The sequence below is a fragment of the bacterium genome (genome assembly GCA_024226335.1).
Lineage (GTDB): Bacteria > Myxococcota_A > UBA9160 > SZUA-336 > SZUA-336 > JAAELY01.
Window position 1 is genome coordinate 1 of the sequence record JAAELY010000336.1, and the last position, 14,810, is coordinate 14,810.

At 63.0% G+C, this 14,810-nt stretch carries 8 protein-coding genes and 3 tRNA genes; 8 read left to right on the forward strand and 3 right to left on the reverse strand.

Features of this window, described 5'->3' with window-relative positions; all coding sequences use genetic code 11:
• The 8 genes from GY725_17500 to GY725_17535 form a co-directional block, all read left to right on the forward strand.
• Positions 1–1,415 (forward strand): sulfatase-like hydrolase/transferase (locus GY725_17500; GenBank protein MCP4005988.1); only part of this gene is annotated, 1,415 nt, incomplete at its 5' end.
• Between the two features lie 104 nt (positions 1,416–1,519).
• Positions 1,520–3,205, forward strand: a complete 1,686-nt coding sequence (locus GY725_17505; protein ID MCP4005989.1) for an arylsulfatase — start codon at positions 1,520–1,522, stop codon at positions 3,203–3,205.
• A 109-nt stretch (positions 3,206–3,314) separates the two neighbouring features.
• Entirely contained in the window at positions 3,315–4,697 is a 1,383-nt protein-coding gene (locus GY725_17510; GenBank protein ID MCP4005990.1) for a carbohydrate porin, read from the forward strand.
• Between the two features lie 236 nt (positions 4,698–4,933).
• Positions 4,934–8,821 carry a response regulator gene (locus tag GY725_17515; GenBank protein MCP4005991.1) on the forward strand — a complete coding sequence of 1,296 codons (3,888 nt, stop codon included), beginning with the start codon at positions 4,934–4,936 and terminating at the stop codon, positions 8,819–8,821.
• Positions 8,799–9,173, forward strand: a complete 375-nt coding sequence (locus GY725_17520; GenBank protein ID MCP4005992.1) for a response regulator — start codon at positions 8,799–8,801, stop codon at positions 9,171–9,173. Before GY725_17515 ends, GY725_17520 begins: the two co-directional genes overlap by 23 nt.
• Positions 9,170–10,351: a fused response regulator/phosphatase gene (locus GY725_17525; GenBank protein MCP4005993.1), complete on the forward strand. Its 1,182-nt coding sequence runs from the start codon at positions 9,170–9,172 to the stop codon at positions 10,349–10,351. Before GY725_17520 ends, GY725_17525 begins: the two co-directional genes overlap by 4 nt.
• A gap of 512 nt (positions 10,352–10,863) precedes the next feature.
• Complete coding sequence (locus tag GY725_17530) at positions 10,864–12,384, forward strand: DUF1254 domain-containing protein (protein MCP4005994.1); 1,521 nt, start codon at positions 10,864–10,866, stop codon at positions 12,382–12,384.
• A gap of 152 nt (positions 12,385–12,536) precedes the next feature.
• Positions 12,537–14,063, forward strand: coding sequence for a DUF1254 domain-containing protein (locus GY725_17535; protein ID MCP4005995.1), 1,527 nt, complete (start codon positions 12,537–12,539; stop codon positions 14,061–14,063).
• 168 nt (positions 14,064–14,231) lie between these two features.
• On the opposite strand, the gene GY725_17540 is transcribed toward GY725_17535, so the two are convergent.
• From GY725_17540 to GY725_17550, 3 genes are all read right to left on the reverse strand, one after another.
• Positions 14,232–14,305, reverse strand: a tRNA-Pro gene (locus GY725_17540).
• A gap of 237 nt (positions 14,306–14,542) precedes the next feature.
• A tRNA-Tyr gene (locus GY725_17545) sits at positions 14,543–14,625 on the reverse strand.
• A 100-nt stretch (positions 14,626–14,725) separates the two neighbouring features.
• A tRNA-Thr gene (locus GY725_17550) sits at positions 14,726–14,798 on the reverse strand.
• Between the last annotated feature and the right edge of the window lie 12 nt (positions 14,799–14,810).

Here is a 14,810-nt window from a genome sequence, read left to right on the forward strand (position 1 = left end):
ACGTGATCCGCGGCTACAGCACGCCGAACCTGAACGCCATGGCCCGGGAGGGACTCAGCCTTCAGCGCATGTACACCGAGCCATCCTGCACGCCCACTCGCGTCGCGTTCCTGACGGGACGCCATCCCGTCCGGACCGGAACCCACGAAGCGAAGACGTCGCTCGCCGGTGATGGATTGCCGGCCGAGGAAATCACCATCGCCGAGATGCTCAGAGACGCCGGCTACGCCACGTCTCACGTGGGCAAGTGGCACATGGGCGACATCGAGCAGGCGTTCGCCCACAAGCAGGGATTCCAGCATGCCGAGTTCCCCATTCACCAGCAGGCTCAACTCGCCCTGATGCACACCGAGGCGGAGCAGGCCGATATCACCCGCGGCATCGGCACCGATGGATCGTCTCCTCAGACTTTTACTCTGGACAAGTACTTCGTTGCCGATGGCAGCGCCATGGTCTGCGGGGTCGAGTTGCGGAATGGGAAGCTCTACGAGGTCGACATGGAGCCGGGCGAGCAATGGAATCAGAAGAAGTACCGGGAGATGAACGAGCGCTACCAGCGCAGTGCGCTCGAGCAACTCCGCCGCCTCGCGGAGCAGGACCAGCCCTTCTTCCTCAACTACTGGCCGCTCTACCCCGTGACCTTCTCGCGAACCGATTCGCCAGACTTCAAGACCCTCAACGGGGGGAGTTTCGTCGAGAGCATTGTCGAGGTCGACGAGTGGATCGGTCAGATCCTGGATGAGGTGGACCAGCTCGGGATTGCCGACAACACCATCGTCGTGGTGATGGGCGACAACGGGACCATGGTTCAGTACATGGGCCTGACGGGTGCCTCCGATCGGATCTACCGAGGCGGCAAGGGCGAGCACCTGGAGGGAGGCGTTCGCGTCAACGCCTTCGCCAAGTGGCCCGGCGTGATCGAGCCCGGCAGCTATGCCGAGGACATCATGCATGTGTCCGATCTCTTCACCACGTTCGCTCGTCTCGGCGGCGCGATGGACGGCATCCCCACGGACCGCGTGATCGACGGTGTCGATCAGACTGGCGTGCTGCTCCTGGGCGAAACCCACGGCCGGCGTGATTACGTGTACATCTACGAAGGCACGAATCTCAAGTCGGTGGTCAAGAACAAGTACAAGATGCACATCGCTCCGCCCGGAGAGAATCCGGTCATCTCAGCGCAGTTCTTCGATCTCTATCGCGACCCGCGCGAAGAACGCCCGACCGACTCCATCAAGTACGGGACCTGGGCCGGTGGGCAGTTCGCGGCCATGATCAAGCGGCACCTGAAGTTGAAGACGAGGTACCCGGACAGGCCGCTGACTCACGCAGCCCCGTACGCGGGTATCGAGAACCTCCGGCCCGAGACCAGGGAGATGGTCGAGGTCTTCCAGGCAGGACAAGGCAAGCAATAGCGGACCTCACCTGCGAGCGGTTCCAACGGGGGCTGCAGATCTCCTCGACGTAGATCGTTCAGTCGGTTGAAGCCGGCACGGATACTCACCGAAAGGACAAGCGGATGAAACGGCCGATCTCCGTGCTGGCGCTCGCTGTGCTCGGAGCAGCCACCCTGTTGGGCTGCGAGATGGCTGGGGCGCCGTCCCAGGGCCGAGCAGGAGTCGCCACGGCGAAGGATGGCCGCCCCAACGTACTGCTCATTGTCAGTGATGACATGGGGTACTCGGACATCGCCCCCTTTGGCGGTGAGATACGCACGCCCAACCTACGAGCCCTCGCCGCTCGCGGTCTCGTCCTGTCAGACTTCCACACCGCACCCACATGCTCACCGGCCAGAAGCATGTTGCTGTCCGGGAATGACAACCATGTGGCTGGTCTTGGCACGATGGGCGAGCGCCTTGATGCGACCACCAATCTTCGAGGTCAGCCGGGCTATGAAGGGTATTTGAACTTCTCCGTTGCTCCCCTCCCGCAGCTGCTCAGAGAGAACGGATACCACACTTACATGACAGGCAAGTGGCATCTGGGTGCGGGTGCAGGGCAGAAGCCCAGTGACCGGGGCTTTGAAGAGACCTACGTTCTCATCTCGGGTGGCGCCAGTCACTGGAGTGACAAGAAGCCGATCTTCCCCGGTGAAGAGGTGAAGTACTTCGAGAACGGCGAAGAGGTCAATCCGCCTCAGGACTTCTACTCGACTCGATCGTACACCGACAAGTTGATCGAGTTCATTGACAAGAACCGCGGTGATGGAAAGCCGTTCTTTGGGTACCTGGCCTACACCGCCCCGCATGACCCGTTGCATGTTCCCGATGAGTGGATCGATCGTTACAAGGGTGTCTACGACGAAGGCTATGACGAACTTAGAGAGGCACGATTTCGGCGCCTCAAGGAACTCGGTTTTCTTGAAGACCGCGCCACTCTGCCCGACCGCATGGAGAGCATTCCGCGATGGGAGACGCTGTCCGCTGAAGACAAGAAGATCGAAGCGAGGAAGATGGAACTCTATGCAGCCATGGTGGAATTCATGGATGCGCAAATCGGACGAGTTGTCGAGGCACTCGAAGCAAGCGGCCAGTTGGACAACACGCTGATCATCTTCGTTTCTGACAACGGAGCCAATGGAGGTTTCATCCAGAACTACCCCGGCAGTTCCGAGGAATGGGTGCGTCAGGAGTTCAACAACGCCTACGCGAACTACGGAAGAAGGGGATCTGGAATCGCTACCGGTCCCGGTTGGGCACAGGCGAGCATGTCGCCGTTTCGTTTGTACAAGTCATTTACGTCAGAGGGTGGCACGCGCGCCCCCTTCATTGCGGCAGGCTATGGCGTCGAAGCACGGTCCGAGTCAGGGGCGTTGACGCACATAATGGACATCGCTCCGACCGTCTTGGAACTCGCGGGTGTGTCCTATCCCGAGAAACATGACGGGACGGAGATGAAGCCCATGCTGGGCAAGTCCATGCTGCCGCTTCTCGCCGGAACGCAGCCCCATGTCAGGACCGACCAGGAGTACCTCGGCTGGGAGCTATTCGGCAACCGGGCAGTGCGTCAGGGGGATTGGAAGATCCTGTGGATTGTGTCGCCGAACGGTTCCGACAGGTGGGAGCTGTACAACATCAGGAACGACCCCGGCGAAACCGTTGACCTGTCCGACCAGCACAGAGAGAAGTTCGAGGAAATGAAGAGGCTCTGGAGTGACTACCAGAGCCGAAACGGTGTGGTCATTCCAGAGTTCAAGGCCAGGTGACCGCCGTTTGAGATCATCAGACCCACGCGAAGGCGACGTGGGGTCGAAAAGGACCGCACGCCATGTCGCGATGGACGGCGAGCCGCCAACGAGCAGGAGGACCTGGACCATGTCCCAATCCAAACACTGGTTAACGATCGGGGCCATGCTGCTCTCGTGGGCGTGCAGTCCCGCGGTGGTGGCGCAGGATGAGGGTGACGAAGACGCGGCGGTCGTGCTCGAGGATCAGGAACCGGAATCCGAGTTGATGAGCATCCCGAGCCCCGACGCCCGGGAAATCGATCGAGAGATCGACCAGAACCGGTTCCTGCTCGGACGGTGGGGGACCGTTCGCGACGATCTGGCCGCGGCGGGGCTCTCGTTCGACATCCAGTGGACCCAGAGCTTCATGAGCGTCGCCGACGGCGGCGCGGACACGGGCTTCAGCTACGGCGGCTCGCTGGACTATCTCATCGATCTCGACCTGGGGAAGCTGGGGGGTCCGCAGGGAGGATTCGTGCGGGTCCTCGCCGAGTCGCGGTACGGGGACACGGTGAACACCGACGCGGGGACGCTCTTGCCCGTGGACACGAACGCGGGGTTCCCGTTGACGACTCCGCCCGACGACGACATCGCCATCACGGTCACCCAGCTCACCTATACGCAGTTCCTCTCGAAGCAATTCGCCGTGCTGGCGGGCAAGTACCAGACCCTCGACGGCGACGCGAACGAGTTCGCGAGCGGGCGTGGGCGCAGTCAGTTCATGAACGCGAACTTCATCTTCAACCCGGTGGGGCTGCTCATCGTGCCCTACAGCACGCTCGGCGTCGGGGCGGTGATCCTTCCCTCCGACAAGGTCACGATCACCGCCACGTTGAGCAACACGACCGACTCGTCGACGACCACCGGGTTCGACGACATCGGTGAAGGCTGGACGGCGGCGGTCGAGACACAGTTCCAGTACCGGCTGGGCCGACTGCCCGGCGGCCAGGTCGTGACGTTCGCCTACGCCGGCGACGGTGAGTACACGAACTTCAGCCGGGTTTCATCGCTGCCAGGAGGAGCCTTGCTCGGAACCGAAGACGATTCCTGGCTTCTGGCCTGGAGCGCCTGGCAGTACATCTATACGCCCGATGAGATCCCCGACCGCATCGACACCGGTGACGGACGGCCCGACCTGCGGGGCGTGGGGCTCTTCGCCCGCGCCGGCATCGCCGACGAGGACACGAATCCGATCGACTGGTCGTTGAGTATCGGTCTCGGGGGACGCGGGCTCTTCCCGGGCCGCGACGACGACACGTTCGGCGTCGGCTTCGCCTACGTCGACTTCGACGATTCGCTGGTGCTCTCGACCGTCGGCTTCGACGACGAGGCCTACGGGGTCGAGGCGTTCTACCGCTTCGACTTCGGCCACGGCCTCTCGCTGACCGCGGACGTCCAGGTGCTGGAGCCGTTCGCCAAGACTGCGGACACGACGACGATCGTTGGGGCCCGAGTCAACATTCGGTTCTGAGACGGCGCCCGGCCGGGCTGAGTTCCGTGCGAATTCTTGATGCTTCGTCCCCAGAGCGGTAATTAGTATGCCAGCACGGCAAACGTGAGGTCGATTGACGGTCTCGGCCCCGGATCGGCGGGGACCAGTGAAGCGGAACGGGCCGACTTCACCCGCGAGATTGAAGCTCCTTGCGGCCAGCGCTCGCGCGAGTCTCATCCGCATGCGGGGCGTCGCCCAGGAGCAAGGCCACTCTGATGCCCAAGAGGACGAACAACCTGTTGAGCGTGAGCACGCTTGCGGCGGCGGTCCTGGCCATCGGGACGTTCATCGTGGTCGACCTGATGGTTCGGAATCAAGACAAGATCGCCGAGGGGCAATCTCGGAGGTTCCTTTCGTATCGGTTGGCAGACGAAGTCCGGCAGAGTTCGGACGACCTCACCAAGATGGCCCGCACCTATGTGGTGACGCAAGATCCGCGATTCGAGGAGTACTTCAACCGCATTCTCGAGATCAGAGACGGACGGGCTCCGAGGCCGGTCGGTTACCACGGGGTCTACTGGGATTTCGTGACCGCAACCGGCAAGCGTCCCCGGCCGGATGGGGAACCGGTCGCGCTGCAATCGCTGATGGAGGAGTACGGCTTCACCAGCGACGAGTTCACGCTGCTGGACCGCGCGAAGGGGCTCTCGGACGACCTTGTCGCGTTGGAAGAGCGAGCGATGCACGCCGTAAAGGGGCAGTTCCCCGATTCAACCGGCGCGTTCTCGGTGCGCGGCGAGCCGGATCTGGCGCTGGCGCGTGATCTCCTGCATGGGAAGGAGTACCACGAGTCCAAGGCCCTGATCATGGCGCCCATCGACGAGTTCGTCACCAGTGTCGATGCGCGGACAGCGGAGGAGAACGCAGCGCTTGGCCGCTTCGGTCGTCGTCTCGGCGTGACCGTACGAGTCATCCTCGGGCTCGGAATCATGCTCCTCGTCGTGACCGGTGTGCTGATGCGGCGAACCGCCCGGGCTTCGGCGCCTGACGCGGTATCGACGGGCGCCACGTCGGCGTCGGCTCTCTCGATGCGGACCGCGTGGCCCCTCCTGACGGCCGCGAGCGTGGCCATCCTAGGTGTCATCCTCCTCGCAGGATGGAACCAGGCGCGGATCGAAGACCAGATGCGTGCGGATACCGGAAACGCACTGGCCACCGTCGTGCAAGCGACGACGGGCTCGGTCCAGCACTGGTTCAGCGGACGGGAGCGCGAAGCGCAGGTCATGGCGGGGAACCTCGAAGTTCGAAGCGACGTGCGCGCGCTGCTGGATGAGGACGCCAGCCTCGATTCGGCGGAGATGTTGGCCGTCCGCGCCGATCTCCGGACTCGGTTGGATGAGGTCGTACTCGGTCTGGGCTATCAGGGCTATCTGCTGCTGTCACCTGAAGGCGAGGTTCTCGCCAGTCACGATCCAGCGGCGGTCCCGATTGGAGCCCGAGACGTGGTCCGTGGCGAGTTCCTGGCGAGCGCACTGTCGGCTCCCGCGTTCGGCGCGATCGAGCTGCCGCACTTGCTGTCCATCGAATCCGTCTCGCCACCGACACCGACCATGTTGATTGGGGCCGCGGTCCGGGACGATGACGGCGTCGTCGTTGCCGCGTTGGTGCTGCTGTCCGACCCGCAGCGCACGTTCACCGAGATTCTCCAGCGCGGCCGGATCGGCGAGTCCGGCGAGAGCTATGCATTCGATCGGAGCGGCACGCTCATCAGCGAGAGCCGATTCGACGATCAGCTCCGCGACATCGGTCTGCTTACCGGCGTGCAGAACGCGGTTCTCAACATCCAGATCCGAGACCCCGGCGGGAACTTGACCGAGGGATTCCAGTCAATGCGCGCTCCATCGGAGCTGCCGCTGACGCTCATGGCCCGGCAGGCCATCACGACCGGATCGGGCGCAAACCTCGACGGCTACAACGACTATCGGGGGGTTCCGGTCCTCGGCGCATGGACGTGGGATGAAACACACGGCATCGGGGTCGCCACCGAGGTCGATGTGGCTGAAGCGTATCGATCCGCACTGCAGACGCGACGATTCTCGATCCTGACCTCGTTGGCAAGTGTCCTCCTGGTGCTCGCGCTCAGCGGGTTGTTCCTCCGCAACCGTGTTCGCATGGCGACGGCGCAATCCGAGTTGGAGAGCGTTGCTCAGCGGTTCCGCTCGGTCACCGAATCGGCAAGCGACGCGGTCATTTCCTCGGACTCCAACTCGACCATCGTGGGCTGGAACGGCGCAGCCGAACACATGTTCGGCTGGAGCGAAGAGGAGATCATCGGCCGGCCGGTCGAAACGGTCGTTCCGGAACGCTTTCGCACGATGCACCGGGCAGGCATGACCCGACGTACCCAAACCGGCGAGAGCCGCCTTGGCAACAGCACGGTCGAGCTCACCGGACTGCACCGCAGTGGGCACGAGTTCCCGATCGAGATGTCGCTCGCGACATGGACCGTCGGCACGAACGTCTTCTACACAGGCATCTTCCGGGATGTCACCGAACGCAAGCGGATGGAGGACGACCTCCTGAGCACGCGCGAAGCGGCCGAGTCCGCGAACCGGACAAAGAGCGCCTTCCTTGCGAACATGAGCCACGAGCTGCGCACACCGATGAATGCGATCATCGGGTACAGCGAGATGCTCATCGAGGAATCCGAGGATCTCGAGCCGGACGAGTTCGTTCCGGACCTGACGAAGATCCGCGCGGCGGGCAAGCACCTCCTGACGCTGATCAATGACATCCTCGATCTCTCCAAGATCGAGGCGGGCAAGATGGAGCTGTATCTGGAGACGTTCGATCTGTCATCGATGATCGATGAGGTTGCCGCAACGGTCGACACGCTCATCAAGAAGAAGGACAACGCCCTGCAGATCAACAAGGGCGACGATCTCGGGTCGATGCACGCGGACGTCACGAAGCTCCGGCAGGTGCTCTTCAATCTGATCAGCAACGCCGCGAAATTCACCGATCAGGGAACGATCACGCTCGATACGCATCGTGAAGCCACCGACGATGGAGATTGGATTACGTTCGTCGTGGCGGATACCGGCATCGGCGTCGCGGCCGACAAGATCGGCAAGCTGTTCGATGAGTTCACGCAGGCGGATGCCTCGACCACTCGCAAGTTCGGGGGGACCGGCCTGGGGCTCGCTATCACGAAGCGGTTCTGTCAGCTGATGGGCGGCGACATCACCGCCGAAAGTACGCTCGGAGAAGGGTCGACCTTCACGATTCGATTGCCGGCAGAGGGGCGTGCCGTCGCGGAGGCGGCCACGGATGAGCAGTCTGAGGCGCCGGCAAGGGGCAGCGCGGTGATCGCCGAGGGGCCCACGGGACCGTGCGCACTCGTCATCGATGATGACCCCAACTCACGAAACCTCATCCAGCGATCGCTCACGAAGGATGGCTTCTCGGTCATCCTCGCAACAGGGGGTGAGGAAGGCCTGCGGCTTGCGCGAGAGAAGCGACCGGACCTGATCACACTCGATGTGATGATGCCGGGCATGGATGGTTGGGCGGTCCTTCGCGAGCTCAAGGCTGATCCGGAGGTCAACCAGATCCCCGTGATCATGGTCACGATGGTCGACGACCAGGGAATGGGGTATGCGCTCGGCGCCGCGGACTACCTCACCAAGCCGATCGATCATCGGCAGCTCGTCACGCTCCTTGGACGGTATCGCGGCGAACGCCCATCCGGTTCTGCGCTGATCGTCGAGGATGATGCGAACACGCGGGAGCTGATGCGTCGCCAGCTCGAAGGAGCCCGCTGGACGGTTCGGGAAGCCGAGAACGGCAAGGTGGCGCTCGATCGAGTCCGGGAGGAACAGCCGGAGTTGATCCTGCTCGATCTCATGATGCCGGAGATGGACGGTTTCGAGTTCCTGCTGGAACTGCGACGGGACGAGGCATGGCGCGACATTCCGGTGGTGGTCGTGTCGGCGAAGGATCTGACGGATGAGGATCGGCGCCGACTCAGCGGCAACGCCGCGAGCATCCTGCAGAAGGGCGCGTACACCCGTACCGAGTTTCTGAGACAAGTGCGCGGCGCAATGACGCGTTACGACGTCGATCGGGGAGAGTCAGGCGATGGCCAAGATCCTGCTGGTTGAAGACAACGAGATGAACCGGGACATGCTCTCGCGTCGCTTGAAGAAACGCGGCTTCGACGTGGTGATCGCCATCGATGGGGCGAGCGGCCTGGACATGGCTGGGGAGGTCCATCCCGAGCTGATACTGCTCGACATGAGCCTCCCCAAAGTGGATGGTTGGGAAGTGGCCAGACGGTTGAAGACCGACGCCTCCACCAGTGGTATCCCGATCATCGCGCTCACCGCGCACGCCATGACCGGCGATCGGCAGAGAGCGATTGATGCCGGTTGCGACGAGTACGACACCAAGCCCGTCGAGATGAAGCGTCTGCTCGAGAAGATCGAGGGTCTTCTGGACGGGACCCCGAGATGAACAACCCTGGTAACAGCTCGACTGATGCACGCGCCCAGCTTCTCGTCGTCGACGACAACGAGATGAACCGTGACATGCTCTCGCGACGACTTCAGCGGAAGGGATACGAAGTCACCTGCGCCGAGGATGGACAGCGGGCGCTCGATCTGATCGGCGAGCGATCCTTCGATCTCGTTCTGCTCGACATCATGATGCCCGGCATCGACGGGAACGAAGTGCTCGTCGAAGTCCGCGAGCACCACGCCGCCGCCGACCTCCCGATCATCATGGCGACCGCGAAGGACGATACCGGCGACATCGTCAACTCGCTCAAGCTGGGTGCCAATGACTACGTCACCAAGCCGCTGGACTTCCCGGTCGTGATGGCCCGCGTGCAGACGCAGCTGGCATTGAAGGAGGCGAATGACGCCCTGCGATCAGCGCATGAACGGATGAAGCGCGACCTGGACGCCGCCGCCGAGGTCCAACAGGCGATGATGCCCCAGGCGCCGCCGATCGCGACCGGCTACTCGTTTGGTTGGGAGTACCAGCCCTGCGACGAGCTCGCCGGAGACACGATGAACCTGATCCGGTTCGATGATCGCCATCTCGGAATCTACGTCGTGGACGTCAGCGGTCACGGCGTCCCGGCCGCCCTTCTCGCAATGTCTGTCACACACAGCCTCTCGCACCGCGGCGATGACTCCGCCACGGTAGACGCCGCCATCGTTCCTCCCGTGACGGTCGTCGACCGGCTCAACGACCACTTCCAGATGAGTCGTCAAGCCGGCCGGTACTTCACGCTCACCTACGGTGTCCTGGACCATGCCCAGCACGTCTTTCGGTACGTCACCGCCGGCCATCCCGGTCCGATCGTGCTCCGCCGGGGCGAGCCCGCGGAGTCAATCGAGTCACCCAGCTTCCCCGTCGGCATCGTTCCTGCAGGAGACTACGAGGAGTCGACGGCGAGTCTCGAACCGGGAGACCGCCTCTACCTCTTCTCCGATGGACTCATCGAGGAGTTCAATGCCGATTCCGAGCAGTTCGGCTCCGAGCGCCTCCGCGCCGCGATCGATGCCGGCCGCGATCTGGAGTTGGGCGACAGCCTGCGCCAGATCGTTCAGGCGCTCCGCGAGTGGTGCGCGGGATCGCAGTTCAGCGACGACGTGACGATCCTCGGTATGGAACGCGCTGAATAGTCGCGCACGGTACTGTTCATTCCGTCGCCACTCAAGGACCACGGGACGGGCGAGAACGTCACACCCCAGACGATGTGTGAGCGCAGTCGCTCCTGCGTTCCATCGCTCTTCTCTGATTGCAGGAAGGCCCGCCTTTCGGCGGGCCTTCTTTGCAAGTCGGGGTGACAGGATTTGAACCTGCGACCTCTTCGTCCCGAACGAAGGAGGCTGAGTTGCATAAGCATCTGGTACGCAATCGGTTGCAGATGCGACGATCGGTCGCGTATGCAGGATGTATGCGTCACTGGGATCAGGCGGGACCGATTTCACGGTCGGCACAACGGTCTCCCATCCATCCGGAAGAGTGATCGGCGCAACCTCCCGTGTGCTTGGGGGGAGGTATGCCGGCGCGTGGGTCTCTGATACTGTTCTCCGCCCGACGGACCCCGTTCGGATCCGAGTTGGGCTGCTCGCCGCTCACCGCGTACCGACGGCCGAACCGACCAGGAACCAACTCCGCGAAAGGTGGCTCGATGAACTCGATCGCGTGCGCAACGCTCATCGTCGGAGCGACGGTGTTCATTCCGGCTTGCACCACGTCTCCGCCGTCGCGGCCGGAGAAGATGAAGATGACCACCGTGGTCCCCGCGGGCCTCGCCACGCCGGACCGGCTGGAGACCCGCATAGGCACGCTCACTTCGTTCGACGGCGTACCCGATGAGAGAACGACACAACTCGTCTACGACAACCTCGACTTTCAGCGCGCCGTCCAGGCCTACCTGGCCAGCCTCCCGGTTGCGTCAATGTACGCGATGCGCGAGGGTCTCCTCGGTTTCGGGCCTGCCAACACGACAGCGCTCCTGTTCGAGGATTTGATGGACTCCAAGGCGCTGTGGCTGACGCCGAACACCGTGTCGGTCTACATGGTGACATGGCTCGAGATGGATGATGAGCCGTGGGTCATCGAAACGCCGCCCAACGTGCTCGGGCTCATCAATGACTTCTGGTTCCACTACGTCGCCGACTTCGGCAATGCAGGACCGGATCGGGGCAAGGGCGGCAAGTTCCTGATCCTTCCGCCCGGATACGAGGGCGATGTCCCTGACGGATATCACGTGGCACGTTCGAACACCTACGGCAACTGGGTCGTGTGGCGGGGATTCCAGGTTGACGGCGACACTGGCCCCGCAATCGACACGACAAAGGAGACCTTCCGCGTCTACCCGTTGTCGAAGAAGGACAATCCGCTGGAGATGACATTCACGAATATCTCCGGCAAGTTCCACAACACCATTCACCGCATGGATTTCGGCTTCTGGAATGAGATCAACGCCGTGGTCCAGGCGGAACCGAGCGACGGATTGGACGCGGAGACGCTCGGCCTGCTGGCCTCGATCGGTATCAAGAAGGGGCAGCCGTTCAAGCCCGATGCCCGCATGAAGAAGATCCTCACAGACGCGGCCGACGTTGCGGCCGTGACGGCCCGCGCCCTGACCGCACGCCCGCGTGATCAGCGGCACTACCGGTATCCCGGCGAGGGCGTATGGACGAATCCATTCATCGAAGGGCACTACGACTTCCTGGAGGACGGGGCGCGCATGCTCGACTCCCGCACCTACATGCACTTCTACGCGACGGGGATTACTCCCGCGATGGCGATCAAGAACGTGGGCAAGGGGTCGCAGTACGCCATCGCGTACCTGGACAAGGACGGCAACCCTCTGCGCGGAAGCGAGACCTACGTGGTTCATCTGCCGCCCAACGTACCGGCCAAGGACTTCTGGTCCTTCACGCTCTACGACAACCAGACACGAGGGATGCTGCAGACCGATCAGCAGTTTCCCGGTCTCGACAACAACGCGGAAGGGCTGCAGCAGAACGCCGACGGTTCATACGACATCTACTTCGGCCCCACGGCACCCGCGGGCAGGGAGGCCAATTGGATTCAGACCGTGGCGGGCAAGGGTTGGAACACTATTCTTCGACTCTATGGCCCGCTCGAGCCCTTCTTCGATCAGTCCTGGCGACCGGGCGATCCCGAGTTGGTCGACTGATCAGGTCAGCCCTGAGCATCCCTTCCGGGGAGTTCGTCGAACCGCGCGCAAGAACTGGTCGAGTTGACCGACCTCCAGGAGTTAGGGAACACACTGTGACAACGACTTCCACCAGAGCCATCCGGGCCGCGATCGGTCTTCTCGCAACAGCCATGTACTTGGGCGGTTGCAGCAGCCAGGACCAGATTCGGTCTACTGACGCAGTGCCGGTTGCTGAGATAGAGGATGGCCTTTCCGTAGAAGAGTTCCGTCGCTACGGCCAGTCATCACCGCTCCGTGTGCATACTCGGATCGGGGAACTCGAGTTCACCGAGGGTGGATTCGCGGGCGGCTACCCCACGCTCGATACCGTGGAGAAACTCTACGATGAGATGGACTTCCAGCGGGCGACGCAGGCCTATCTCTGGGCAGTACCGCTCGTGAGCTACGCCGAGTGGCTGCGAGCGCACGAACAGGTCTTCAAGGCGAGCGATGGTCAACTCGTCCAGCAGAAGACGCCCTTGGCGAAGCGGGGCATCCTCACGGCCAATTCCACGACTCCCTACGTGGTCGGCTTCGCGGACCTGACCCGAACCGGGCCGCTCATCTTCGATGTTCCGGCCGGGCCTTCGGCGGGGATCATCAACGACATGTGGCAGCGGGCCATCTGGGACTTCGGCGTCTCGGGCCCCGACGCGGGCAAGGGGGCCAGGATTCTGATCTTGGCGCCCGGGATGGACGAGCCGGCAGGCCTGGACGAAGAAGAGTTCGTCGTCGTGCGGAACCCCACGAACGTGGTCTTCTTCGGGATCCGTGCCCTGCAGCCCGACCCCGTCGAGGCGGACACGATGCTGCACGAGTTTGCGACGTACCCCTATGCCGACCGCTCGAACCCGCGGAGCGCCGAGATGATGGTGATCGGCGACGACGTCGCTTGGGGTCAGTGGCAGCCCCACGGCATGGCCTACTGGGAGAGCCTGAAGGTCATCATCGATCGGGAGGTCTTCGATGAGCGCGACCGGTTCATGTTGGCCATGTTGGATTCCCTGGGCATCCGGAAGGGGGTCCCGTTCCAGCCCGACGCACGCCAGCGACGGATCCTGAAGGAGGCGGCGATCGTCGGCGAGGCGATGGCGAAGGCGAACACCTTCGGCAAGCGATTCGAAAACGCAAACATCTACGAGGGGACCCATTGGGACCAGTTGATGGTGGTCAACCACGACGACCGTGCCGAACACTACGATCAGCTGTATCGCCGCGCCGCGTTCGCGTGGGAAGCCGTGACCAGGGGCAAGGCCTACTACATCGAGAAGCCGGGCATCGGCCAGCAGTACCGCACCGGGTACATGGACAGCGACGGGCACTTCCTGAGCGGAAGCAAGCACTACAGCCTGACCATGCCTCCCAATCCGCCCGCGAAGACATTCTGGTCGATCGTCGTGTACGACGTCAACACGCGCACGCTGATCATCAATGAGGAGGGCAGGCCGGCGGCCAGTTCGCGCACCGGTGTCGAAGCCGGAGCGGACGGATCCGTCACGCTGCACTTCAGCCCCGTGCTGCCGGCTGGCGTCGCCAAGGGGAACTGGATTCAAACCAACGCGGGCGAAGGCTGGTTTGCCTACCTGCGCTTCTACGGTCCGACGGAAGCGTACTTTGATCAGAGCTACCCGTTGCAGGACATCATGCTCGTCAAGTAGATCCCACACACATGGGTTCCGACGGCCGCGCGGCAGGAGCACAACTCGGGCTCGTTGGCGGGCTCTTCGAGGACAGCCACCGCGCGGTGCACCAGCACGTTCTCGCGAGGACGCATGGCCGTTTCAGCTACGACGAAGGCCCGCCTTTCGGCGGGCCTTCTGGGCAAGTCGGGGTGACAGGATTTGAACCTGCGACCTCTTCGTCCCGAACGAAGCGCTCTACCAAGCTGAGCTACACCCCGTCAGTGCAAGCGGCAAAGGGTATCACCCTCCACCCGTCAAAGCGAACGGCGGGGACCCCAAAGCGAGATGCGGCCCACCGGGCCCCACGAGCGGTTGAGCGTTCGTCCCGAAGGCACCCGCCGAGGACCGCCGGATCAAGTCCGGCGGTCCGAGCCAGAACGAGTGTCGGCCCGGAGGGCCGTACGGAGCGCTCAAACCAGAAACGAAGCCTCCGGCCGATAGGCCGGAGGCTGAAGTGGGCGGAGCAGGATTCGAACCTGCGAAGGCGTACGCCAACGGGTTTACAGCCCGTCCCCTTTGGCCACTCAGGAATCCGCCCGGGGGGAAGGAAGGGATGGTATCGACGCTCTGGGGGTGCGGCAACAGACTTGCGGGAACGGGGGGCAAGGACGCCCGCCTCTCGCGGCCACCGCCGCCAAAGCCACCGGGGGGACTCGAACCCCCAACCTCCAGATTACAAATCAGGTGCTCTACCAGTTGAGCTACAGTGGCGTGGAGCGGGAC